At 46.4% G+C, this 25,064-nt stretch carries 28 protein-coding genes; all 28 read right to left on the minus strand.

What is annotated here, in order from left to right; genetic code table 11:
- Positions 1-9: 9 nt before the first annotated feature.
- Positions 10-1,266 carry a beta-ketoacyl-ACP synthase II gene (gene fabF / locus HMPREF9429_RS00945; protein ID WP_040773154.1) on the minus strand — a complete coding sequence of 419 codons (1,257 nt, stop codon included), beginning with the start codon at positions 1,264-1,266 and terminating at the stop codon, positions 10-12.
- Positions 1,267-1,302: 36 nt separating this feature from the next.
- Positions 1,303-2,259, minus strand: coding sequence for an NAD(P)H-dependent flavin oxidoreductase (locus HMPREF9429_RS00950; RefSeq protein WP_198005666.1), 957 nt, complete (start codon positions 2,257-2,259; stop codon positions 1,303-1,305).
- A gap of 77 nt (positions 2,260-2,336) precedes the next feature.
- On the minus strand, positions 2,337-2,582 hold the full coding sequence (locus HMPREF9429_RS00955) for an acyl carrier protein (protein WP_006940935.1): 246 nt from the start codon (positions 2,580-2,582) through the stop codon (positions 2,337-2,339).
- A gap of 50 nt (positions 2,583-2,632) precedes the next feature.
- Complete coding sequence (gene fabG, locus HMPREF9429_RS00960) at positions 2,633-3,376, minus strand: 3-oxoacyl-[acyl-carrier-protein] reductase (RefSeq protein ID WP_006940936.1); 744 nt, start codon at positions 3,374-3,376, stop codon at positions 2,633-2,635.
- Position 3,377: 1 nt separating this feature from the next.
- Positions 3,378-4,319 carry an ACP S-malonyltransferase gene (fabD, locus tag HMPREF9429_RS00965; protein WP_006940937.1) on the minus strand — a complete coding sequence of 314 codons (942 nt, stop codon included), beginning with the start codon at positions 4,317-4,319 and terminating at the stop codon, positions 3,378-3,380.
- Between the two features lie 15 nt (positions 4,320-4,334).
- A complete protein-coding gene (locus HMPREF9429_RS00970) occupies positions 4,335-5,330 on the minus strand; it encodes a beta-ketoacyl-ACP synthase III (protein ID WP_006940938.1) in 996 nt (331 codons plus the stop codon).
- Positions 5,314-6,336, minus strand: a complete 1,023-nt coding sequence (plsX, locus tag HMPREF9429_RS00975) for a phosphate acyltransferase PlsX (protein ID WP_006940940.1) — start codon at positions 6,334-6,336, stop codon at positions 5,314-5,316. The genes HMPREF9429_RS00970 and plsX overlap by 17 nt, the downstream gene beginning before the upstream one ends.
- A 14-nt stretch (positions 6,337-6,350) precedes the next feature.
- Complete coding sequence (fapR, locus tag HMPREF9429_RS00980) at positions 6,351-6,893, minus strand: transcription factor FapR (protein WP_006940942.1); 543 nt, start codon at positions 6,891-6,893, stop codon at positions 6,351-6,353.
- Positions 6,894-7,032: 139 nt separating this feature from the next.
- Complete coding sequence (locus tag HMPREF9429_RS00985; RefSeq protein WP_006940944.1) at positions 7,033-7,263, minus strand: YdbC family protein; 231 nt, start codon at positions 7,261-7,263, stop codon at positions 7,033-7,035.
- A gap of 116 nt (positions 7,264-7,379) precedes the next feature.
- Positions 7,380-8,231 carry a YitT family protein gene (locus HMPREF9429_RS00990; protein ID WP_006940946.1) on the minus strand — a complete coding sequence of 284 codons (852 nt, stop codon included), beginning with the start codon at positions 8,229-8,231 and terminating at the stop codon, positions 7,380-7,382.
- Entirely contained in the window at positions 8,225-8,641 is a 417-nt protein-coding gene (locus tag HMPREF9429_RS00995; RefSeq protein ID WP_006940948.1) for a RuvC family protein, read from the minus strand. The genes HMPREF9429_RS00990 and HMPREF9429_RS00995 overlap by 7 nt, the downstream gene beginning before the upstream one ends.
- A gap of 3 nt (positions 8,642-8,644) precedes the next feature.
- A complete protein-coding gene (locus tag HMPREF9429_RS01000; protein ID WP_006940949.1) occupies positions 8,645-9,886 on the minus strand; it encodes a DUF3084 domain-containing protein in 1,242 nt (413 codons plus the stop codon).
- 263 nt (positions 9,887-10,149) lie between these two features.
- Positions 10,150-11,244, minus strand: a complete 1,095-nt coding sequence (locus tag HMPREF9429_RS01005) for an LptF/LptG family permease (RefSeq protein WP_006940950.1) — start codon at positions 11,242-11,244, stop codon at positions 10,150-10,152.
- Positions 11,245-11,264: 20 nt separating this feature from the next.
- Positions 11,265-11,984, minus strand: a complete 720-nt coding sequence (lptB, locus tag HMPREF9429_RS01010; protein ID WP_006940952.1) for an LPS export ABC transporter ATP-binding protein — start codon at positions 11,982-11,984, stop codon at positions 11,265-11,267.
- A gap of 18 nt (positions 11,985-12,002) precedes the next feature.
- Positions 12,003-12,731, minus strand: coding sequence for an LptA/OstA family protein (locus HMPREF9429_RS01015; protein ID WP_006940954.1), 729 nt, complete (start codon positions 12,729-12,731; stop codon positions 12,003-12,005).
- Positions 12,732-12,734: 3 nt separating this feature from the next.
- Entirely contained in the window at positions 12,735-13,283 is a 549-nt protein-coding gene (gene lptC / locus HMPREF9429_RS01020; RefSeq protein ID WP_006940955.1) for an LPS export ABC transporter periplasmic protein LptC, read from the minus strand.
- Entirely contained in the window at positions 13,280-14,197 is a 918-nt protein-coding gene (locus tag HMPREF9429_RS01025; RefSeq protein WP_006940956.1) for a lysophospholipid acyltransferase family protein, read from the minus strand. Before HMPREF9429_RS01025 ends, lptC begins: the two co-directional genes overlap by 4 nt.
- 20 nt (positions 14,198-14,217) lie before the next feature.
- Positions 14,218-14,748: a KdsC family phosphatase gene (locus tag HMPREF9429_RS01030; RefSeq protein WP_006940957.1), complete on the minus strand. Its 531-nt coding sequence runs from the start codon at positions 14,746-14,748 to the stop codon at positions 14,218-14,220.
- Positions 14,748-15,719, minus strand: a complete 972-nt coding sequence (locus HMPREF9429_RS01035) for a KpsF/GutQ family sugar-phosphate isomerase (RefSeq protein ID WP_006940958.1) — start codon at positions 15,717-15,719, stop codon at positions 14,748-14,750. The genes HMPREF9429_RS01030 and HMPREF9429_RS01035 overlap by 1 nt, the downstream gene beginning before the upstream one ends.
- 27 nt (positions 15,720-15,746) lie before the next feature.
- Positions 15,747-16,580, minus strand: coding sequence for a 3-deoxy-8-phosphooctulonate synthase (gene kdsA / locus HMPREF9429_RS01040; RefSeq protein ID WP_006940964.1), 834 nt, complete (start codon positions 16,578-16,580; stop codon positions 15,747-15,749).
- Positions 16,580-17,317, minus strand: coding sequence for a 3-deoxy-manno-octulosonate cytidylyltransferase (kdsB, locus tag HMPREF9429_RS01045; protein WP_006940965.1), 738 nt, complete (start codon positions 17,315-17,317; stop codon positions 16,580-16,582). Before kdsB ends, kdsA begins: the two co-directional genes overlap by 1 nt.
- 1 nt (position 17,318) lies before the next feature.
- The gene (lpxK, locus tag HMPREF9429_RS01050; RefSeq protein WP_006940966.1) at positions 17,319-18,449 is read right to left on the minus strand and encodes a tetraacyldisaccharide 4'-kinase; all 1,131 of its coding nucleotides are present in this window, start codon (positions 18,447-18,449) and stop codon (positions 17,319-17,321) included.
- A 4-nt stretch (positions 18,450-18,453) separates the two neighbouring features.
- A complete protein-coding gene (locus tag HMPREF9429_RS01055) occupies positions 18,454-19,794 on the minus strand; it encodes a 3-deoxy-D-manno-octulosonic acid transferase (RefSeq protein ID WP_006940967.1) in 1,341 nt (446 codons plus the stop codon).
- Between the two features lie 7 nt (positions 19,795-19,801).
- Entirely contained in the window at positions 19,802-21,559 is a 1,758-nt protein-coding gene (locus HMPREF9429_RS01060; protein WP_006940968.1) for an ABC transporter ATP-binding protein, read from the minus strand.
- Positions 21,543-22,697 carry a lipid-A-disaccharide synthase gene (gene lpxB, locus HMPREF9429_RS01065; RefSeq protein ID WP_006940969.1) on the minus strand — a complete coding sequence of 385 codons (1,155 nt, stop codon included), beginning with the start codon at positions 22,695-22,697 and terminating at the stop codon, positions 21,543-21,545. The genes HMPREF9429_RS01060 and lpxB overlap by 17 nt, the downstream gene beginning before the upstream one ends.
- 12 nt (positions 22,698-22,709) lie before the next feature.
- Positions 22,710-23,525, minus strand: coding sequence for an LpxI family protein (locus HMPREF9429_RS01070; RefSeq protein WP_040773157.1), 816 nt, complete (start codon positions 23,523-23,525; stop codon positions 22,710-22,712).
- A gap of 117 nt (positions 23,526-23,642) precedes the next feature.
- Positions 23,643-24,455, minus strand: a complete 813-nt coding sequence (lpxA, locus tag HMPREF9429_RS01075; protein WP_006940971.1) for an acyl-ACP--UDP-N-acetylglucosamine O-acyltransferase — start codon at positions 24,453-24,455, stop codon at positions 23,643-23,645.
- A 168-nt stretch (positions 24,456-24,623) separates the two neighbouring features.
- Positions 24,624-25,064 carry a 3-hydroxyacyl-ACP dehydratase FabZ gene (gene fabZ, locus HMPREF9429_RS01080; protein ID WP_006940972.1) on the minus strand — a complete coding sequence of 147 codons (441 nt, stop codon included), beginning with the start codon at positions 25,062-25,064 and terminating at the stop codon, positions 24,624-24,626.

The following is a 25,064-nucleotide window of genomic DNA, read 5'->3' on the forward strand; positions in this document are numbered from 1 at the left end:
ACACTTCTTTTACGCCTCTGTGTATTTTTTTAACAACAACGTTGCGTTGTGACCGCCGAATCCGAAGGAATTGGATATAGCCACATTCACGTCTGCATCGACTGCTTTCCCGGGTACATAATTAAGTCCCAAAGCCTTTAATTCATCATCCGGTTCCACTAAATTAATCGTAGGATGTACTTTTTTATTTTCAATCGTCAACGCACAAGCTATGGCTTCCACGGCTCCGCCGGCACCGAGAAGATGTCCCGTCATGGACTTAGTCGAGCTGATAAGCAACTGTTTAGCATGGTCGCCGAAGAGGCGTGCCACAGCCAACGATTCGTTCAGATCGTTTAAGTGAGTAGATGTACCGTGTGCATTAACATAGTCCACGTCTTCTACGGAAAGGCCCGCATCATCAATAGCCAGCTTCATACACTTGGATTGCTGTAAGCCTTCAGGCGCCGGCGCCGTAATGTGATATGCGTCGGCATTGCTACCGTAACCGGCAACTTCACAATAAATGTGAGCACCTCGTTTTTTAGCATGTTCCAATTCTTCCAGAACGACAACGCCTGCCCCTTCACCCATAACAAAACCGTCACGATCTTTATCGAACGGTCGCGATGCGTGTACGGGGTCATCATTTCTCGTAGACAATGCTTTCATGGCTCCGAATCCGGCTACAGCCCCGGGAGACACTGCCGCTTCCGTACCGCCCGCTACGGCTGCATCCAGTTCACCGCGTTGAATCATGCGGAATGCATCGCCGATAGAGTTCGTTCCGGTAGCGCAAGCCGTAACGACACTGGCACAGTGGCCTTGTAAGCCGAAGGTAATCGAAACTTGCCCCGATGCCATGTTGGCAATCATCTTGGGGACGACGAAAGGATTGACACGAGACGGGCCTTTTTCAAAAAGTCCCTTATACAAATTATGCAATGTTTCCATACCGCCGATACCCGTACCGATAATCGTTCCTATACGGTCGCGATTTTCAGCATCTAAATTCATGCCCGAGTCATCAAGAGCCAATTTCGTAGCCGCCACGGCATATTGAGTGGACGGATCCATATGCCGAGCTTCCTTGCGGTCAATGCCGTATTGAGTAACGTCAAAGTCCTTTACTTCCCCGGCAATACGGGTCGTATACTCGGTTGCATCAAAGTGCGTAATCGGACCGATACCGCTCTTCCCGGACACTAATGACTCCCAGAAAACGTCTTTACCGTTACCGACAGGTGAGATTACGCCCAAACCGGTAATTACTACTCGTTTTTCCAAAGTATTCACCTCATCATTTTGAAAATCAGTCGTGACTTATTCGGGAATCGCTTCCGTCTCACGCTTAAGATACGCAAAAATTTCCTTAACACTCAAGATTTCATGAATCTCCTGCATTCGCCGACCCGAGAAAACAAGACCCGTTTCGACATCGCCTTGCTGCGCTCGTGTCAAAGCTCGAATGATACAGTACTTATGACTGCATTTTTTCAGACACGTATCACAGACTTCCGGTTTAGGCGCATGATCCGCCAAAATCCGTTCGGAAAAAGGGGTCCTGATAGCCTGTCCGGGCAATCCTACGGGACTATGCACAAGAACAAAATCCTCAGGGTTATTGGCTCGCAAGTAGACTTTCTTCAATTCATCCGAGCTGTTTGCCTCTTCACTGGCTGCGAAACGACTGCCCATTTGGACGCCGTTAGCACCAAGGCGCAACATTTCAACAATGTCTTCACCGTGCAATACACCGCCTGCACCGATGACGGGCAAATCGACAGCCGCTCTGACTTCAGGAACGATTTCCCTACTGGAACGACTCGTGCCCAAATGGCCACCCGCTTCGGCACCTTCTACGACAATAGCCGCAGCGCCGAGGGATTGTGATATTTTAGCTAATTTTGCAGATGAAACGATGGGTACAATAGGGGTACCCGAATCTTTTCCCAATGCAAACATATCTCGGGAAAAGCCCGCTCCTGCAACAATCAGATCGATTCCTTCTTCAATAGCAGTGGTTACAATGCTGTGAAATTCACGAGCCGCAACCATTACATTAATTCCTATTATTCCGCCGGGAGATAATCTTCTCGCCAAACGGATTTCAGATCGTAATTCTTCAAAGGGCATTCCCGATGCCGCTATCAATCCGATACCGCCTTCGTTGGCAACAGCTGAGGCCAACTTGGCCGTCGATAAACGAATTGCCATGCCGCCTTGTACAATAGGCACTTTCGCAATGAGCTTACCAATTTTTAATTCAGGCAGCTTCACTCTGTTTTCCTCCAATCAAGATCCCGTCAGGGGAAGTGCTCACCGGCCCTTCCCCGGCGGCGGGTCTTATTGCATACTTACGCTTTCTTTTCCTTTTCGATATAATCAACCGTATCTTGAACGGTTTTGATTTTTTCTGCAACATCGTCAGGGATTTCAATATTGAATTCTTCTTCGAAAGCCATGATCAATTCTACGATGTCCAAGGAGTCAGCGCCTAAATCGTCGATATATGCAGCTTCCAACTTGACTTCTTTTTCATCAACGCCGAGCTGTTCTACAACGATACCTTTAACTTTCTCAAAAGTTGCTTGTTCGCTCATCTTACTTCACCCCCTTTCGATGTGGTATAGACTAAGCCTAGTCTATGTTATTACATTACCATGCCGCCGTCAACATTCAGAGTCTGACCGGTAATGTAACCTGCCTTTTGTGATGCCAGGAAGACGACTGCTTGAGCCACTTCTTCCGGTGCTGCCGTGCGACCCAGCGGAATAGATTTTATCATTTCTTCTTTTACCGCATCGGATAAAACGGCCGTCATATCCGTATCGATACAACCGGGAGCCACGGCGTTTACGCGAATATTTCGCGATGCCAATTCTTTAGCTACCGACTTTGTAAAGCCGATAACGCCGGCCTTTGCCGCCGCATAGTTGGCCTGCCCCGCATTGCCCGTTTCACCTACAACGGAAGTCATGTTAATGATTGATCCGCTACGTTGTTTCATCATAATCTTCGTAACGGCTTTCGTGCAATTATACACGCCGGTCAAATTCGTGCTCAAGACGGCATCCCAGTCTTCTCGCTTCATGCGCATAAGCAATCCGTCGCGCGTAATGCCCGCATTATTAACAAAAACATCGATTGTACCGAGCTTTTCGTGCACCATTTTAACCATATCCGTTACGGCGGCTTCATCAGCTACATCGCACTGCACGGCAAAAGCCTTTCCGCCCGCCTCTTCAATAGCGCGGACCGTGTCTTCCGCCGCTTTTGTATTGCCGGCATAAATAACAGCTACCGTCGCACCTTCAGCCGCCAAAGCTTCGGCTACAGCTCTGCCGATACCGCGGGAGCCGCCGGTAACGACGGCGCCTTTATTTTCTAAAAGCATCCTAGTTTCCTCCTGCCAAGAAGTCGACCGTCTTTTTCAACGACGGTATATCTTCCGTATTTTCACTGTGAATGGTCTTATCAATTTTACGATTAAAACCGCACAAGGTTTTTCCCGGTCCCACTTCTACAAAGGTATCGGCACCGAAAGTCTGCATGGTTTGCACACATTTAACCCAGAGCACGGGACTGGCTGCCTGTTTTACCAAAGAAGCCTTAATATCCGCCGCCGTCCGTTCTATTTCACCGTTTACATTGGCTACGACGGGAATGACCGCGTCGCGAATCGTAATAGTATCCAAGACTTCCGCCAACCGTTCTGCAGCCGGTTGCATCAGCGTGCTGTGGAAAGGAGCACTGACATTCAGCATGACGGCTCTCTTCGCACCCGCTTCTTTCATAGATTCTACGGCCTGTTCAACAGCCTTCGTCGCTCCGGCAATAACAATCTGCCCGGGGCAATTAAAGTTTACGGCTTCCACCGTTGATCCCTGTGTCGAAATCTGAGTGCAGATAGACTTTATTTTCTCTTCATCCAAGCCCAGAATCGCCGCCATAGCTCCTTCTCCCAAAGGAACGGCTTCTTGCATAAACTGTCCACGTAAGCGAACAGTCCGTACGGCATCGGTAAAATCCAAAGATCCGGCCGCTACCAGAGCCGAATATTCACCTAAGCTGTGTCCGGCTACAATGTCGGGCTGAAAACCTTCTTCTTTGAGCACGAGATTACACGCCGTGCTGGCCGTTAAAATGGCCGGTTGTGTATTGTACGTGAGCATCAATTCTTCATCGGGACCCTCAAAGCAAAGCTTCGTCAATGAAAAACCCAATGCGTCATCGCTTTCTTCGAAAAGTTGTCGTACAGATGCATACGAGTCGTACAAGTCTTTGACCATCCCTACTTTTTGTGCCCCCTGTCCGGGGAAAACGAATGCTTTTTTCATGAGCTCACTCCTTTATTAATACCATTTCATGACCATTCCGGCCCAAGTCAGTCCGGCACCGAATCCGGTAAGAACCACAATATCACCGCGCTTGATACGGCCTTCCCGATGGGCTTCATCCAAAGCTATGGGGATGGAGGCTCCCGATGTATTGGCGTACTTATCGATGTTGACAAACACCTTTTCCATAGGTAAATCCAATCGTTTAGCTGCCGACTGGATAATCCGAATGTTCGCCTGATGAGGTACGAGAATGTCAATCTCACTCTTGTCGATACCTGCTCTTTCCAAAGCTTTTTCCGCCGTCTGTCCCATGACCTTGACAGCAAATTTATATACTTCTTTACCGTCCATATGAACATACGTAAGGCCTTTTTCACGTGCTTCATCAGTCGGCAACACAGCCGTGCCGCTGGCCGGAATGTTGAGATACTTACCGCCGTTTCCGTCAGCTCCCATATCCATGCCGAGAATACCGTATCCTTCCGGCACAGGACCTAAGACGGCTGCGCCGGCACCGTCACCGAAAAGAACGCAGGTATTGCGGTCTTTAAAGTTTAACACGCGACTGAGAATCTCGGCTCCTATAACGAGAACCCGTTTATACATGCCCGTTTCAATATATTGTGTCGCCGTAATCACTCCGTAAGCAAAACCGGAGCAAGCGGCGTATAAATCGAAAACAGCTGCATTCTTAGCCCCTAAATTAGCCTGTACAATACATGCTGCTGAAGGAATCGTCATATCGGGTGTCAAGGTGCAGACAATAATCAGGTCAAGATCTTCCGCTGCCGTTCCGGACTGTTCCAAAGCCTGTCGTGCCGCTTCAGTACACAAGTCGGACGTATTCACACCCTCCGGTGCAAAATGCCGTTGCTTAATGCCCGTACGCGTACTGATCCATTCGTCTGACGTGTCGACGATTTTTTCCATATCCGCATTGGTTACTATATTATGGGGAACACAATGGCCCGTTCCCAAAATACCGGCTCCGTTAAGCTTCACTTTCATCCTCTTGCCCCTCTTCTTCAATACTTGACCGAATATGGCCGACTACATCCTCTTCTACCAATTCACCTGCTACGCGAACGGCATGTCGAATCGTCTTGGCCTTTGAACTGCCGTGACAGATAATAAAGCTGCCGTCAACACCGAGCAACGGTGCTCCGCCATATTCCGTAAAATCAAGTCGTTTTTTCAAATGCTTGAAGGCCGGCATGACGGCCATAGCTCCAAGTTTCGCCAAAATTCCGCCCTTACGAATAGAATCTTTAACCAGTTGCATGATAAAGAGTGCGATACCCTCGCCGAATTTCAAAATAACATTTCCTACGAATCCGTCACAGACAACTACATCCACAATACCTTCCGTAATATCACGACCTTCTATATTGCCGTAAAAAGAAATGGTCTTTGTGGCTTCCAGCATAGGATACGTCGTTTGGGATAATTCATTACCCTTCGACGCTTCCGCTCCGATATTAAGCAAGCCTATTTTCGGCGACTCGATATTAAAGATATATTTTGCATAATGGGTTCCCATAATGGCCGCTTGTACAAGATGTTTAGGTTTACTGTCCGAATTGGCTCCTGAATCCAAAAGAACACTCACACCTTTTTTAGACGGAATAGGAGTCGCAATACAGGGTCGTTCAATACCCTTAATACGCCCTAATCCCAATAAGGCCGCCGTAACGGCAGCGCCGGTGCTTCCCGGGGCTACAACGGCATCACAGACGCCCTCTTTTACCAGGCGGGTTGCCACTACAATAGATGCATCCTTTTTCTTACGAATAGCTTGTGCCGGATGTTCATCCATTTCAATGACTTCCGCTGCATGAACGATCGTAAGTCGTTCCGATTCTTCGGCTCCGTGGTCGGCCATGACCTTACGTATTTTCTTTTCATCTCCTACGAGGACAACATCATACTTATATGCCTTAACCGCTTCAATGGCTCCGAGAACCACTTCTTCCGGTGCATAGTCGCCACCCATAGCATCGACTGCTATTTTCATGCGTATCGCCCCTGTTACTCTAATGATTCAATAATAAACTTAGCCCGAAATACTTCTTTCGCGTTTTTGCGAATTTTTACCCATACATATCGTTTATCATCCCGTCTACGAATGACTTCGGCTCTGGCGACCAGTTTGTCTCCTACCGTAACGGGTTGCTTATATTTTACATTGCCTACAGCCATAATACAAACGGGTATATTGACAACGGCCTTAGCCAACGAGCCTGCCTGCGCATATAAATACTGCGATTTAACGATATGTGCCTCGTCAACCATATCCTCAGTAGCCGTCATAACGGATATACCGCTTTCTCCGGGAACACATTCCACCAACTCTCCGAGTACACCGGCCAATTTCGTTTCCGGTCCGGCCGCTACGGCCCGTTGCTTAATGCGAATACGTAATTCAGGTATCCCCAAAGCCATGCGATCCAACCGTATAGTCGCAATGCTGACGGAAAATTCCTCAGCCAACTCTTCATCATTGATGAAAGGATTTTCCTCTATTCTCTTTTTCAGCAATTCATGCCGTTCATCTCGTCCCGTTCTCGCCATGATGTCACCCTAGTTTTATGACCAAGTGTTAATAGTACATACTATGAGAATTATATATTGTTTTCCCTCTTTTGGCAAGAAAAAAGTATGCATACAGCGTCTTCACTCATACGAAAAACGCCACATGCATACTTCTATTTTAATATTTGTCGAAATCCATATCATTTAAAATATCTTTCAACTTCATTAATTCTTCTTTAGTTAACGTAATACCTTTTGTCATAGCCTGATAATCGGGATCCCAGGAACGCAAATCAAACTTGGCCGCACGATTGTTCCAACTGATATACGTCAGTTCTTTGCGCCAACCGTCCTTGTTTTCCGATAAGGTGCCGCAAATATCTTCAATATTGAAATTAAGCTGTACCATACTTTCTATCTCCTCTACAGGCGGTTTTAAGACCGCTAATATTTTTTTACTAAAAATCAGTGTTATATGTTATCATATCAAACCGCCGTCCAAAGTCAATAAAGAAACTCCGATTTTTAATGAGACGAGCCTTTTTTCGAAAATAATCCGCCATGTGCTTCCTGTATGTCAAAGATGGAAACAAAGGCATTCGGGTCGACTTCATTCACCGTGTCGCGCAATTGCATAACTTCCAATCGGGATACGACACAGTAAAGAACCCACATCTTATGTCGCGCATATGCCCCTTCACCGTGTAACAATGTAACACCGCGATGCAGTTCACGCGTAATGACTCGCGATACTTCCTCATCCTTTTTGGTCACTATAAGTACGCCCTTCATTTCATCCAACCCGTTGGATACGACATCAATAGTCTTGTAAGCAATAAAGTACGCAATAAGAGAATACATGGCGCTGTTCCACGAAAAGACGAAGCCCGATACACCGAGAATGAAGAAGTTAAAGAACATAATAATTTCACCTACCGAAAAAGGCAGGCGACGGTCACCGATAATGGCCAACATTTCCGTACCGTCCAAAGAACCGCCGAAGCGAATAATAAGGCCTACGCCGACACCTATAATAATCCCGCCGAAAACAGTGGACAAAAAAGGATCCTTCGTTGCCGCCTCTAAGTGCATATAGTCAACGACGCGGCTCCATATGGCCAACCATAAAATGGAATAGAGGGAAGCGATGGTAAAACGAGCCCCGATTTTTTTATAGCCTAAATACAAAAACGGTATGTTTAAGACAACGATAAAGGTCGAAAAGGAAAGGTTTGTCAAGGCCGCCGCCATCAATGAAATGCCGACAACGCCACCGTCAATAACATGGTTAGGCGTTAAAAACACGTCCAGTCCCAATGTATAGATGAGTGCGCCGAATGCCAAGGCCACGGCTTTCGTAATATATCTGGTTACCATGTCTTTTTCCTTTCCCGTACATATCTGAGCCCGATAATCCAAGCTACAAAATCGTCTACCGGTTCAGGCGGATATTGCCATGATGTCGGCACAAACTTTCTCCACCCCTTACGCGGTGTATACTGCCAATAGAGTTTACGTCCTTCGACGGTCGTGAATTTTTCATTAACATATGAAAAACTCACTTCGTCATGCCCTTCGCCGATCCATGACTTAACGAGATTCCCCAAGCTTTCGTGACGAGTCCCGTCCCCCATAACTACCGACTTCAGTGCTCCCGAATCGTAACACTCCTGTACGTATTGCAACAGGGACTGAGTAGGAATAATTCGCTTTTCTTTCAGTTCTCCGTCTTCATGAACCAGTGCCACTCCCGTTTTTACAGATCCCGGGTCAATAGCTAAAATCACGGCTTACCTCCTGTTCGGCTCAACACGAATTTCAATACGCAAAGGTCCGGCCGTAAAGATATTCTGAGTCGTAACGGCTCGCAACGTAAGTCCCGTATTTCCGTAGGCCTTCATACGGGAAATGGTGTCAAACATTTCGACGGCCGTCAACGCCCCTACGTTACCGCTCAAAGGATCGGGCAGGATTCCGTCAGCCTGAGCACTGCGATTGACATTATGCAGAAAATGCAGGAGTTGTAATTCCGTTCCGCTCTCAATTTCTTCACTTGTAAAGTATTCCGTATATACTTCTCTGCCCCGATTATAAACCAGGTTATTATCATATACATTTACATGTACCAAAGCGGGCTCACCCGTAATGATATTTCCGGCAGCCGTAACGCGAATCAGTTTACTAGCCTTGGGAGAGTTGCTGAGTTCCTGTACGGTTCGCTCAAACTCGTCAGGAGAAATGTAAAGCAATACGGCTTTTTCATCCGTAATGTTAAGGCGTTGGCGAATCATATTGTTAATATTCACCATAATACCGCTTAGCTGTGACCTTGTTTCATCCTGAGACTGACCGGCTGTCAAGACGGAACTGGAAAGAACTTCGCCTACGCGAAAGAGTACCGTTCCCTCACGAACAGTCAGCATGGATTCATTCAACAAGCGGTTCCGTTCATCCAAAGCGGCAACTGTCTTTGTTAATCCCGCTTTCGTATGTTCAAGCTCCTCGATTTCTCCCTGAGCCGTCGCCAAGTCCGCATGAACCTGATTAAAGGCCGTCTGAACAATCCCCAGCTGAGCCGAAGCATCGTCTCGCGCCGCCTGAACCTGCTCCAAGTCCAACAGAGTCAGTCGCAAACGATCGTTGGCTCCGTCCAATTGTTCTTCCTGAGAAGCCAACTTCACTTCATTATCAGCCAATAAGTCATTTTTTTCCTGCATTTCTCTGGCCAACTTATCCGCCTCGGCTAAAAGTCGATCTCTCTGCTCTTCCAACACATGCTGTTGTTGGCGCAACTTATTCATACCGAAAAGAGCTACTCTGGCATTTTCCGATAAGACGGACATGACACCCAAGGTAACAACGGCAATGCTGATACCCGTCATGATAGTAACCAAGATGGAAGTATACTTAGGGCGTAAGCCCATCAGTTTTATTTTTCTTTTGCCGACCTTAGAACCTATTTTATCGCCTAAATAGGCAATAAGTCCGCCCATAACGGCAAGAACAATCAACATAAACCAGCCCGACTCCATCAAACGCCCCTCCTTCCGATACAGATTCTCAAATCATTTCATAATGTCTTATTATATCATATTTTTACAATGTATCGAATTACCTACACCGCACATTTTGACGAATCCCCTTCATATTTCCGTCTGAATTTTACTTGAAACAACGTTTCCTAAAGACCTCAAAGAGAACCCACTCCTTCACCTACACATAAAAAGTTCGCATAACGTTCTCTTTTATTATACAAAAATTGTGTTACCTCCCGACTAAGAAGGTAACACAATTTTTAACGAGATTTTTTATAGATAAGCCATATACCGGCAATTCCCGTAATTACGTCGGGAAGAAATGCCGCTACGTACGGAGGGATACGCCCCCCGTTTCCCAAGGCATTGGAAATTGTCATAATGCTGTAGTAAATAAAAATAACAATGACACTGATACCGAATCCGATGGATGAGCTGCCTCTTTGCTTTTGCAAACCCAGAGGCGCACCTACTAAGGCACAAACCAAACTGGCTAAGGGCATAGAAAAACGATTGAACAGCTCGACTTTCATCTTATTCGTATCTACGGAATTATTGTCGAGGACCTTAATCTGCTCCTTCAATTCGCGAATAGTTAATTCATCCGGCTTTTTCTGCGATTCAGCCATCTTATTAGGTTTCTGAGAAATTGGCAGGGTCTGATGGTTGAACGTCATGGTTCTTGTTACCTGCTGTTCATCTCCGCCTGAAAGATCGTAAATAATTCCCTTGTGCATAATCCATTTATCGCCGTCCCATTCAGCATAGTCGGCTTTTTCGACACGTGTCAGTACATCATTATCAAATTCCTGCACCGTCAAATCCTTCAAGCGTTTTTCCTGGCCGTCATATTGGCGCGCATACATGAGGCTGGAAATATCGGATCCTTTTACGTTTTTCAGAATTATATGATCCTGTGTAGTCGGCTGAGCCCCGGCCTTCACTTCCTCATTTATAATGCGATTATACGCATTGTTCGCCTTCGGCACGACGAACTCGTTAAAAGCCGTTGTCCCTAAAGAAATACACAAGGCCGTGATAAAAATGGGCATAGCCAAGCGAGGAAAGTTCTGACCTCCCGACCGCATGACAATGATTTCACTGGCTGCCGACATTCTGCCGAAAGCCATTAAGGACCCCAGCAGCACGGACATGGGAAAGGTAATGACAATAATGGAAGGCAAAGCCAATACTAAAATTCGAAAAGCCGCCCACATGGACGCCCCGTATTGATTGATTAAGTTGGCAATTCTATACAGAGTTCCTGTACCGACAAAAACGCTCGTAAACGCACAGACACCGAAAAGAAAGGGGCCTATAAACTCTTTTAATATATATTTATCAAGTATTCTCATCTTATTTATCCCCCGACGTCTTACATGGTGAAGTCTTCACCTAAATAGTTTTTCTTCGCCACTTCGTTTTCCGCTATTTCCATCGGTGCGCCTTCAAGGAATACCTTGCCGTCAGCCAGCAAGTACGCCTTATCGACAATACGCAACGTTTCTCTCACGTTGTGGTCCGTAATAAGAACACCCATGCCTCTTCTCTTCAAATGACTGATTATACCCATAATATCGTTGACTGCCAAGGGATCGATGCCGGCAAAAGGTTCATCGAGCAAAATAAACGCCGGGTCCATACACAGACACCGTGCAATTTCCACTCGCCGCCGTTCACCGCCGGACAATTGAATCCCTAAGCGATCACGCAACTTTGTAATGGAAAACTCTTCCATGAGCGCCTCTGCCTTGGCACTTTGTTCCGCCTTGGTAAGTTTCGTCGTTTCCAACATGGCCAGCAAGTTATCCTCTACCGTCAATTTACGAAAAATCGACGCTTCCTGCGGCAAATAGCCGATTCCTTCATGGCCGCGTATATGTACGGGCTGCTGAGTAATATCCGTATCGTCAATACGAATCGTTCCCGACGAAGGCTTTTCAATGCCTACTATCATATAGAAGGTCGTCGTCTTTCCCGCCCCGTTAGGACCGAGCAATCCCACTACCTGTCCCTGATCAACACGAATAGACACTCCGTTAACTACATTACGACCGTTATAGGTTTTAACCAAATCATTTGTCTGAATATACATGAACTCTCCTCAAAATGCCTAGTTGGTCGGTACGATAATGAGTGTCGACCGACTCATGGCCTGAGCCGAATCATCGGCCAGACGGATTTGAATATTATCACCGTTCAGGCTGCTGCCGTTTTGCGTTGCGTGCACATCACCGAAAAGGTTGATAACACCGTCATTTACGCCGGGTGTTTGGGTATACTCCGCCTTATTCGCATAAGCGGATAAGTTATCCTTCGGCGATTCAATATGAACACTACCCGTACCGACTGCCAGAATTTTCTTGGTCCAGGCATCGATACGATCAGCCCACATTTGCGACCCCTGAGCTTCCATATAACCGTTACCCGTTACGATACCGTAGTCCTGATCCAAGTAATATTCGACCTGGTCGCCGTTCAATTTACGATCACCGTATATGCCGCGAACATCACCGGTAGCTACGACATAATTTTTATTCGTCGAATGTAATTTTTGTGCCGTTACATGCATATCCGGCTGTTCCACCGTAACGCCGCCGTCCAAATCGGCTTCGGCCGTCTTCAAATTATACATAGCGGTAGCTCCGGTCATAGTCGCATTATCCCGTACGATGACAACATTTCCCTTAGCCGTAGCTACCTGCGTTTTGCCGTCATACTGTAACTGATCGGCTGTTACGGAAATGGCCGGCTGAGGTGCGGCTACCGTCGACAGCGAAGGTACGGACACGGCAGTTGCAGCCAGTAAGACTGCACAAGTATATATCCATGTTTTTTTCATTCTCTATTCCCCCTTGGTAATACGGGCATGACCGGTAAGCGTTACTGCATTAAGTGCCGCGTTGGCCGTAAATGAATCGGCACTCAAGTCGGTCTGATCGGCACGTGTAATTACGACTTTACCGCCTGTTATTTCACGAGTATCCATATTATAGTATACACTCCCGTCGGTCTGCAACGAATCTCCCTGATCCGTATGCGCTTCCAGAGGGGCCTTAAGCTCAATCGTTTTTCCGTTTCTATCTACAATGCCCTGGTCGGCCGTAATCGTCAGTTGAACTCCGTCATCACTCACAAAAGTCCCCGTGGGTTTTACAAAGTAGACCTTGCCAGAATCGGGATCAACCAGGATTTTGTCGGCCGTTAAATGCCAGACCAACTTTCCGTCACGCTTTTCTTCCAGTTCCGATCCGTCAAACTCAACAAAACGCTCCGTATTGACTTCCGCCGGCTTTTCTCCCTCACGCAAAAGAGGAATCAATACGGCGGCAAATAAAAGGATGAAGGCCCCTACAATCAGCGGCAACTTATATTTTTGAATCCGTTGTATCATATGCCTTCCTGTCCTCCTTCAGTCTGAAGTGCCGTCATTTCCTCCGGTTTCGTGCTCCAACGATGCTGGAACCACAACCATTCTGTCGGATGTTCTCTAATAAATTTTTCCGTAATAATCGCCGTTTGCTTCGTCAATTCTGCAATATCCCGCTCTTTATCACCCGTATCTTCAAAGTAAATCGGCTCTCCAATATAGACGCGATTACGATGGTTTTCATCATGATACGGGAAAATCGGCACGATAGGGGAACGAAATTGGCGAGCAAAAAGAGCAATTCCTCGAGGTGTCGAAGCCAGTTGTCCGAGAAATTCCTGCGGCACACCGTCAAAACCGCCATCCTGATCGGCAAGAAAACCGAGAATTTTTTTCTTCTTCAAAGCTCGAGCTGCAATAATCATTTCATTCCCGCCTCGAGCAAAGACTTCCAAACCCATGCGTTCACGATTTTCATTCAAAAACCGTGTAACCGAATCATTGGGCTGATTTTTTACAATAGTAGTTGCCGGGTATCCGTATAAAGCCAAAGAGGCTCCCATCCATTCCCAGTTTCCCAAGTGACCCGTTAAGGCAATAACACCCTTATTTTCTTCCAAGGCTCTTTCAAGTATATCCGGCTGATCCAAGGTTACATACCGGGAAATACAATCCTTATTCAGACGAGGGGTATATAAGATTTCCATTAATGCCTGACCCAAGTTGGCAAAAACGCCGTCAATAACCGCAACGGCTTCCGCCTCATCGCACTTAAGCCCGCGCATGACATGAAAAATACCTCGATTGCGTTGTTTCTTCAGGAGTCGTCCCGCAACGGGTCCCAATTTTCGTCCCCATTTGACAATTGTATCGTAAGAAAAGAGGCATACAAATCTTCCGATAGCCCTTACTGCATGGTACTGCCAATTTTTTAACACTCTAACGGACGCTCCTTTCTTTATTGTTTAAGCTCGTTCTTACCGCCCTTATAAGCAGCAATAACATCGTCCAACTGTTTCCGAGCCTCCAAAATGTATTCACAAAACTCTCGAACCGCCCCGTGACCGCCCGGATTGTCCGATACCCAAAGGACCGCTTCCCGTACCTGCCGACATGCATCCTGAGGAGCACCGCTGAAACCGACAGCCGCGATTACAGGCAAATCGTTAATATCATCGCCCATGTAGGCAACCTCTTTTTCAGTGACTTGAGCCTTCTCACACAACTCGGCCAAGCCTTCTTTTTTATATGACGATCCTTGTATTACGTAGGTAATTCCTAAGTTTTCAGCCCGTTTAGCCACGCTTTGCGATGAGCGACCCGTAATAATGGCAGTGCGCAAACCGGCTGCCTTAACCATAGAAATACCCATGCCGTCACGGGCGGAAAAGGCTTTCATACAATCACCGTTCGCACCGTAGTACAGAGTTCCGTCCGTAAATACGCCGTCTACATCGAAGGCAACTACCTTAATATGTTCCGCCTTCATTAAACGACACCTTGACGCAATAAGTCCGTCAAATGAATCATACCCGTAACCTTATCGTTTTCATCAATAACCGGCAATACCGTAATCGGTCGCGGCTGATTTTTTTCCATAATATGTAAGGCTTCGGCAGCCAATTTATCCTGAGAGATCCGTCGGGGGTTCTTAGTCATCATGGCATCTACAGGCCACTGTAAGAAATTAGACCCCGTTTCCAGACCGCGTCGTACATCACCGTCCGTAACCAGACCGGCCAAAGTACCGTCTTCACGCGTAACGGCTACGGCACCCAATCCCTTTTCCGTCATCATAAAGAGCGCATCCTGAACCGTACTTTCTTCACCGATAACAGGATTATCCACACCCTTATGCATAACGTCTTTTACTGTTAAAAGCAATTTTTTACCCAAAGCTCCGCCGGGATGGAATACAGCAAACTGATCCTTCGTAAAGTTGTGCGCCTGTAAGAGGGCTACTGCCAAAGCATCACCGAGGGCCAAGGCCACAGTCGTACTGGTAGTCGGAGCCAATCCCAAGGGGCAGGCTTCTTTCTCTACTGTCACATCAAGAACGATATCGGCCGTTTTTGCCAACGTTGAGTTCATATTTCCTACAACGGCAATCAGTTTGGGACCGATACGTTTTAAGGACGGCAATATATTCAGGATTTCCGTCGTTTCTCCGCTATTAGAGAATGCCAACACCGTATCATCAATAGTTACCATGCCCAAATCACCGTGAATCGCCTCGGCCGGATGAAGAAAAAAGGCCGGCGTTCCCGTACTGGCTAAAGTAGCCGCCACCTTACGGGCTATATGGCCCGATTTCCCCATACCCGTAACGATAACACGTCCCCGAGATTCGAAAATCATATTGACGGCATTGACAAAGCGCTGATCCAATGTAGGTATCAGGCGTTCTATTCCTGCCGCTTCCACACGGAGTACTTCTCTTGCTTCTTCCAATATATTCATATGGCACACACCTCACGTATGAATCGATTACATAGCCGTTTCGGTACTCTTTGCGACAATGGAATGAATAGCAACCATATCACGCAAAACGCCTTCGACTTGGGATAAATACAGTGAATTCGGTCCGTCGCTTAAGGCTTCAGCAGGATTGTCATGCACTTCCATAAAGACCCCGTCAATCCCCGATCCGGCTGCCGCCCGGGCAAGATTACCGATAAATTGTCGCTGTCCCGTAGACTTCGTACCGCCACCGCCGGGAAGCTGTACGCTGTGTGTAGCATCAAATACAACGGGATAGCCGAAGGATCTCATAATGGGAAAGCTACGCATATCGACAACCAGATTATGATATCCCATAGTCACGCCGCGTTCTGTAAGCATGAGATTTTCATTGCCCTTATGGAGGATCTTTTGAACTACATTTCCCATGTCTTCAGGAGCCAAAAACTGTCCCTTCTTAACATTTACGCACTTTCCTGTTGCCGCCGCCGCTTCAAGCAAATCCGTCTGACGGCACAAGAATGCGGGGATTTGCAAAATATCCAAGACCTCCGCCGCTTTTTCGACCTGTTCCACTGCATGAATATCACTAACGACGGGAACATTCAATTCTTTTTTGATATGCCCCAGGATTTTCAAGCCTTCTTCCAGGCCCGGTCCGCGGTAAGACGTGAAAGATGAACGGTTGGCCTTATCAAAAGATGCCTTGAATACATAAGGCAGTCCCAATTTTTCACAAATCTTCTTCATCTCCCGGCCGATATTCAAGGTGCGTTCCGGGTCTTCTATGACGCAAGGTCCGGCCAAGACGAATAAAGACGACCCGTCAAGGACCGTATTTCCTACTTTAACAGATTTCATCAAACCTTCTCCTTAGCAAAATACTCTCTGACTCGATCTACGTCTTCAGGCGTATCTATGCCGATAAACGTATGTGTTGTTTTAATAACTTTTATCTTATATCCGTTTTCCAATACACGCAACTGTTCGAGAGATTCCGTCGCTTCCAACGGGGTTACTTCCATATTCGCATATTCGAGCAAAAAGGCTCGTCGGTATGCGTAAATCCCTATATGCTTATACGGGCCGTGTTGTACCGTATAGTCGTGCCGCGGGTACGGAATCAGGGAGCGGGAAAAATACATGGCTTCGTCCCGCTTATTGACAACGACCTTAACAGCTCCCTTATCATCATACTCTTCAGGCTGCAAGGGCGTAGCTACCGTAGCCATTTGCAAGTCTGCATCTTCTTCAAAGGCTTGACAAAGCGCATCGATGACTTCCGGTGCAATTAGCGGTTCATCTCCTTGAACATTAATGACCACATGGGCATCCTTATAGTGTCCTACCGCTTCAGCTAAGCGGGCTGTACCGTTTTCATGATTCTTATCCGTCATAACCGCTTGACCGCCGAAGGACATGACCTTGTCATAAATTCTCGGGTCATCGGTAGCCACAACGGTCCCCGACGTTTTTGTCGCCTTACAAGCCTGTTCATATACTCGCTGAATCATCGGTTTGCCCGCTAAATCGATTAAAGGTTTACCGGGTAATCGCGTCGATGCGAATCGTGACGGGATTATGCATATAAATTTCATTTTATCCTCCCAGCACACGTTTTAATACGCGTTTTACTTCTTCTTCACCGGCTGTAATTTCTATTTCAATCCCCAGCACATATAGGGGAACACTCATAGACTCTACCATAGACGGCGAAAGTTTGACCGCATCCTTTTCCGTCGTTACTACAACGGCTCGCTGTGCCGTCGCCAGAGATGAGGCCTCTCGCAAGTCTCTTTCCGTGTAAACGTGATGATCGTCAAACCGCAAAGAGCGAACAACTTCATATTCCGCTTCTTCCAGAGTTTCCTCAAAAGAATCGGGACTGCCCAAAGCCGATAATGCAACGACCTTACTGTCTTCTTCCAGTCCTTCAGCAGATATCTCTCCCTTCAACCATTGCGCATAGGGAACACACCATTTCGGTTGATGTTCCGCTTCGGCAATGGGTGCGCTTTCATTATAGTATCTTAGGAGAGAATAGATCTTTTCCACTTCATCTCTGTCGGCTTCATCAGCCTTCGTAATAATAAAAAGTCCGGCACGTTCCAATTCATCAAGAGGTTCTCTTAAAATACCGCGCGGCAATAAGTGTCCGTTACCGACAGGGTTGGCCGCATTAATCAGAACTATGTCCAACTCTCGCTTCACTTGCCAATGTTGGAAGGCATCGTCCATCAAAATGACATCGGGATGAAACTCGTCTACCGCAATATGCCCCGTTTCCGTTCGGCGCCGCCCCGATAAAACGGGAACTCCCGGCAGGGAGCGTGCCAAAAGGACAGCTTCATCGCCGGCTTCAGCCGGTGTCAATAAAACGTTATTTCCGTCCGATACAATAGCACCGGCCTTTTCCGCCTGCGAGCGATATCCGCTGCTCAAAACGGCTACCGTATAGCCCATGCGGCGAATTTCCTTCGTCAGAAAAACCGCCATAGGGGTTTTCCCCGTACCGCCGACCGTTATGTTTCCCAAACTGATAACCGTAGCATCAAAAGAAGTTTCTTTCTTTATCCCTGATGCATAAGCGTGACGACGACGTGTAACCGCCTTTTCATAAACTTTTTCAAGCATTTCCAAAAAGGATAGCATCAGGTCATCACCCTTATTTTGTGCTCCCTTTTCCGTCAATTCAAGAAATCGCTTAGTCACTTTTTCACGTAAAGACATATTTCTATCCCCATAACTGCAATTTATCCAACAATTTTTTCAATTCATTTAAATTACGATGCGTTGCCCCTTGGTTTTCGCCGACAATTTGCAAGCAACTTTCCTTCATATGCTTGGCTCTTGCAGGATTTAACAAAATATCGAGACACGTATCGATAAACTCTTCTTCGTTACGTACCATGGCACAAGCGCCACGTCTGCTGAGAAGTTCGTAAATTTCAACGAAGTTAAACATATTCGGTCCAACGACAATAGGCTTTCCGTGTGCTGCCGGTTCAAGAATATTATGTCCCCCGACTCGAACCAAACTGCCGCCTACGAAAATCAAATCGCCTATGCTGTATACGCGGCCTAACTCACCGATCGTATCCAAGATAACACCGTCGTAAGGGATATCCGACTTACAACCGGATACCATTTCACTTCGTTTGACCATGGTTACACCTAAGGATACACCTTCGCTGATAATTAAATCGGCCTGGTAAATATATCTAGGTGCAATAATGAGCTTCGCCTGCGGAAATTGTTCCTTAACCTTGACAAATGCCTTGTACACGGGAATATTTTCACCCTTGTGCGTACTTCCGGCAATCATAATCGGATAAGCATCATCATTAAAGCCCATCTCCTTACGCAAGCGCCCCCGTTCTTCTTCCGTTACAATACCGTACGTCTGATCATACTTCGTATTGCCCGTTACAATAACTTTATTCGGGTCGGCACCGATGCTGATAATATATTGTGCATCAATACGACTTTGCATACAAAAGACGCGTATGGAAGAGAGTACATGGCGTGTAAAGAAGGTAATAAGGCGATAACGTGAAGCACTGCGATTACTGATACGTCCGTTCATCATCATGACGGGAATATTCTTACTTTCGGCGACACGCAGGAAGTTCGGCCAAATTTCAGTTTCTACCAGGACTATCACCTTGGGGTTGACGATATTCAAAATACGATTCGTAAAATACGGCAAGTCGAGAGGGAAATATAAAATCCCGTCAGCCCCTTCAATGATTCGGTGAGCCATACTGAAGCCTGTAGCCGTTACAACGGATACGATGATAACTTCTTCAGGATGTTCTTTCCTCATTTCCCGTACAATCGGACTGGCAGCTACGATTTCTCCTACCGAAGCCGCATGAATCCAAATAGCGTCTCTATCGGATATTTTCTTTTTCAAATCTTCCGGCAGCCAACCGATACTTTGTTTAATCCGTTGAAAAAATCCTTCTTCTCGAAAGAGACGATAAATCAATACGGGAATCAACGTAGCCCAATACAAGAGTAGAAGAATATTATATACCCAGTAAAGAAAGTTGGCTTTTATGTTTAGTTTCAAGAGGACTCTATCCTTCCGTTACGACTTCGGGATTAAATTGAACCGCATATAAGCTCGCATATAAGCCGTCGCGGGCAAGCAACTCCTTGTGAGTACCCGATTCGACAATAGAACCGTGATTGATAACAACGATTTTATCCGCATTTCGAACCGTACTGAGTCGATGAGCAATGACTAAAGACGTTCGTCCTTTCATCAAGGTTTCCAAGGCCGACTGTACTATTTTTTCGCTTTCCGTATCCAATGCCGATGTAGCTTCGTCGAGAATCAAAATATGAGGATCCTTCAAAATAGCTCTGGCAATGGCGATTCGTTGACGCTGTCCGCCGGAAAGCGCGCTACCTCTGTCTCCGACTACAGTCGTATACCCGTCAGGCAGGTCTTTAATAAACTCATGTGCATTGGCCGCCTTGGCAGCTGCCACGACTTCTTCCTCCGTCGCATCAAGACGACCGTAGAGAATATTATTCATAATAGATGTATTGAACAACATCGTTTCCTGCGGTACCAGTCCGATTTGGCTGCGCAATGACGAAAAAGTCACATCTCTCACATCCGTGTCGTCAATTTTCAGAGCCCCTGAGGTTACATCGTAAAATCTGGGTACCAAATTGGCAATAGTCGATTTGCCGGCACCGCTGGGTCCCACCAGAGCTACGACTTCACCCGGCTCTACAGTAAGGGTAAAGTCCTTTAATGCTTCATGTTCCTCATCATAAGAGAAGCATACATTTTCAAACTCTACCTTGCCATGAACGATATTCAAGTCTACGGCATCAGGTTTTTCCTCTACGTCCGATTTTGTATCAAGCGTTTCAAATACTCGATCCGCTGCAGCCAACGAACGTTGAATTTCACCGTAAATCTCACTGATTCGACGAACGGGATTCGACAGGTTGATAGCATAAATCAAAAAAGCGATTAAAGCACCTGCCGTCATAGCTCCGTCAATAACGCTCATGCCGCCGTACCAAATAATTCCTACGACGGCAACAGCTGCGAAGAACTGAATAAACGGCGTCAACATAGCTGTTAATCGGGTAGTTGCCATAAGAGCCCAGAAATTCTTGTCATTTTGTTCTACAAAACGATCAATTTCGTGATCTTCCCTGTTAAAAGAACGAATAATACGAATGCCTGAAATGGCTTCTTCTATAAGAGCCGTAATGTCGGCCAGTTTTCCCTGAACCTTATGTCCGGCCTTACGTAGACGTTTGCCGAAATAGTTAATTGTTAAAACGACAAGGGGCACGACTGCCAAGGTTAAAAAGGTCAGCTTCCAATACAGGTAAAACATGGAAACCAGGGACCCGACTAAAATTACGGCTTCTTGCACAAAGGAAATCAGATTATCGGCAATAGCCGTTTGTAAAGCCGTAACGTCATTAGTGAGGTTACTCATAATATTACCGGTCTTGCGCCTGTCAAAATAAGACAAAGACATCTTCTGAATATGGCGATAAAGAGCCTCACGAATATCGTTAACAATATGTTGTCCAATGTAACTCATCAAGTATTTCTGCCAGAAATAAAAGAAGCCTCTAAAGATAAACAGTGCCAGAATACCGACGCAAATCAGATTCAGCGTATGCACATCCTTTTGCGCCAGAACTTTATCGATAACATCCTTGATAACCCAAGGAACGACAACGTTACTGAGTCCCGAAAAAGCCATACAAACGACGGCAATGGACAACTTCTTCTTATAAGGAACGATAAACCGTAACAACCGCTTGTAGCTGTGCCAACTATTGTACTGCTTCATGGAGTTGTTTCTCCTTTACAAATTCAGAAATGATTTCAGCCGTACGTCGTACAGCCCCTGCTTCACCCATTTGACAGCGTACACCGGCCATCAAATGTCGTGCTTCCTCCGCAGCTGCCGCATCCACTAACCAGGGCAAAACGGCGGCTTCTATATTTTCGGGTGTTACTTCATCCTGCCAGAGTTCCGGCATAATACGATGTCCCGAAATAATATTCGGTAACCCGATACTGTCCAAGTGAACCAAAATCTTTGATAACCAGTAGGTCAATGCATTGACACGATATACCAAAAGGGTCGGTACTCCCATTAAAGCGGTTTCAAGAGTAGCCGTGCCGGACGCACAAATAGCCGCATCGGCTATATTCATCATGTCATATACCCGTTCTTCGCCTATATGAACCTCTAAATTCGCTTCTCGCGCGGCTTCTTCCAACATATGTCTGTCAATGGTAGAAGCCTTCGGAACCATAAACTGCAACCCTTCAACCTTGTCCTGCAACAATTTTCCTGCCGCCAACATTTTTCCGTATAAGCTTTGTACTTCCTGTACACGACTGCCGGGCATAAAAAGTACGGTCTTTTTCCCCTGTTGTAAACCGAAAAAGCTGTACGCCTCGTCTTTCGACATGGACGGCTTTACCGTATCCAACAGAGGGTGTCCGCCATACACAACGTTCGTACCCATTTTCTTATACATTTCGGCTTCAAAAGGAAAAAGTGATACGGCCAAATCCGTATATTCGGCAATAACGTTGCCGCGGCTCTTATGCCAAGCCCAAATAGTCGGCAGAATATAATAAATTACAGGAATTCCCGCCTCCTTAGCCTTTTCGATGAGCTTCATATTAAACCCCGGATAGTCGATGCAAACCAATGCATCCGGTTTTTCTTCTTTCATCGTATTGACTAAAAAAGTGCGCAATTTATAAAAGAAAGGTATCTTTTTTATAATCTCTCCGATGCCGATAACGCCGAGATTTTTTATGTCATACACAATGCGGACACCGGCCTTACGCATTTGTTCGCCACCCATACCGATTAACTCAACCTGCGAATCTACGGCTTTCAATGCTTCGGCAAGATTGGCACCGTGTAAATCACCGGACGCTTCGCCGGCGGAAAGCATGATTTTCATAGGCTCTCCTCATTAATATGATTCGTCAACGGCACAAATACAAATACGATGCTCATCTGCCAGTGCCAATACTTCTTCTTGCTCTACAAACAGGGTTTTATGCGCTTCCATTGCCAAAAGCGTACATCCGCTTTCAATCATGGATAAGAGTGTCTGTTTACCTACGGCCGGCACGTCAAAACGTACATCCTGATTCGGTTTGGCCACCTTTACCACGCAGGCACCGCCTCTTCCCAATGCACCGCCGCGACGAATGCACGCATCGGTTCCTTCAATAGCTTCAATAGCCATGACCGCCTTGTGCTTCACTACAACAGTCTGTCCTATATCCATGCCGCCCATAGCCTTCGCCGTTTCAAACCCGAAACGAATATCTTCCTTTTCTTCTTCTGTCGGATTTCGTTTTGTCAAAACACCGGGCGGCGGCATCAACGGTTTCAAGTATGCCGTTTGATCGGCAACCACAAGGTTATCTTTCGCCAATTCGTCGACAATCGCCAACATAATCGTGTCGTCCTTGCGATTACGCAACTTCGCTAAAAGCTTCACGGCCCGAAAATCGGGAAATTTTATACCTTTAAAAAGAATTTCTTTTGTTACCTTACCGATCATGGTAACGTCCGTAACGCCTTCACGGAGCAAAGTCTTAATAATCTTATCAAGCTTCGCCACATTAATCTCGTAGTATGCGTCCGCTTCGGTCTTTAAGGCCGCCGCCGTATCGGGCACGACGGAAATAACTATTACTTCATGCCCCATTTGATGGGCGGCACGCAAAAACTCGACAGGCAAATTTCCGACGCCTGCCAATAAACCGACTTTACCCATGTATACCATCCTTACATTAATGTATAGTACATTTTATTATACCAAAAAACGACATTTTCTGTCAGCACGGATATAGCAAAAAAGGGTAGGCAAGACAACGCTTACCTGCCCTTTTTATCAGTCTTTAGCCCCTCTGCAAATACCGCGTTCCGCATTGCGCAAAAAACGTAATAAGTGTTCTACTTCTTCACTACTGTTTAATTCCTGTTCCATCGATTCGATGGCCTGACCCAAGTTAAGGCCCGAACGATATAAGAGGCGGAACCCCTTTTTCAGCTCCCGTCGCGTTTCTTCGGAAATACCGGCACGTGCCAACCCGACACTGTTTAAACCGATAATACGCGCCGGTTGCCCGTCGGCAATAACAAAAGGCGGTATATCCTGAACGACTTTGGCCAAGCCGCCGATCATGGCATTTCGACCCACCTTGACAAATTGATGCACGCCTGCAATGCCGCCGATAACGACACGATCTTCTACAGTAACGTGACCGGCCAGGCCGGCACAGTTACTCATAATAACGTGATTACCTACTATGCAATTATGGGCAACATGCGTACAAGCCTGAAACAGGCAGTCGTTACCGATACGGGTTTCTTCACCTTCACCCGTAGCGCGGCTAACCGTTACAAATTCACGAAATACGGAGCGGTCACCGATAATGACATAACTTTTCTCACCGTTAAACTTTAGATCCTGCGGTTCCGAACCGATGGATGCACTCGGGAAAAAGCGGCAATCTTTACCGATTGTTGTCCATCCGTCAATAACGACATGCGACATAATCTCCGTACCGTCGCCGATTTTTACATTAGGCCCTATAACGGCATAAGGACCGATTTTTACGCCTTTTCCGATATCAGCTCTAGGGTCGATAATAGCTGTCGGATGAATAAGGTCGGCAGATTCTCTTTCTTTTTCGTCGGTCATGAATGTCACTCCTCAATATCCTTTGCACCGAAAGACGGTGCCGTACGTCTGAATTTTTTATATAATCCCGTTTTAAGAATTTTTTATAACCGGAAATACAGCCGATTACGGCTCCGTATCTTATCGATTACCGGATTTTCTGTCTTATTCGTCGATTTTCAGCTTTTTTTATTTTTTCTGACCGGGCATGAGAGCAAAAAGATATTCCCCTTCAGCACAAACCGTATCGCCTACGCGACACTGTGCCGTAACCTTTCCCATACGACCTTTAATTTTGATAATATCGGCCCGCATAATAACCTGGTCACCCGGTCGAACGGGGTGACGAAAACGCAACTTATCAATACCCGTAAAGAAGGGTATTAAGCCTCTGTTTTCTTCAGGGTACAACAAGGCTACCCCACCGACCTGTGCCATGGCTTCGGCCAAGAGAACTCCGGGCATAACCGGTTTTCCCGGAAAATGCCCTTGGAAAAACTGTTCGTTAAAAGTCGCATTTTTGATACCTACAGCATATTTCATAGGTTCCAATTCGGTAATGCGATCCACTAACAACATGGGATACCGGTGCGGTAAAATTTCCATAATATCCGTAACTTCCAAAGTCAT

The sequence above is a fragment of the Megasphaera micronuciformis F0359 genome (genome assembly GCF_000165735.1).
GTDB classification, from domain to species: Bacteria; Bacillota; Negativicutes; order Veillonellales; family Megasphaeraceae; genus Megasphaera; species Megasphaera micronuciformis.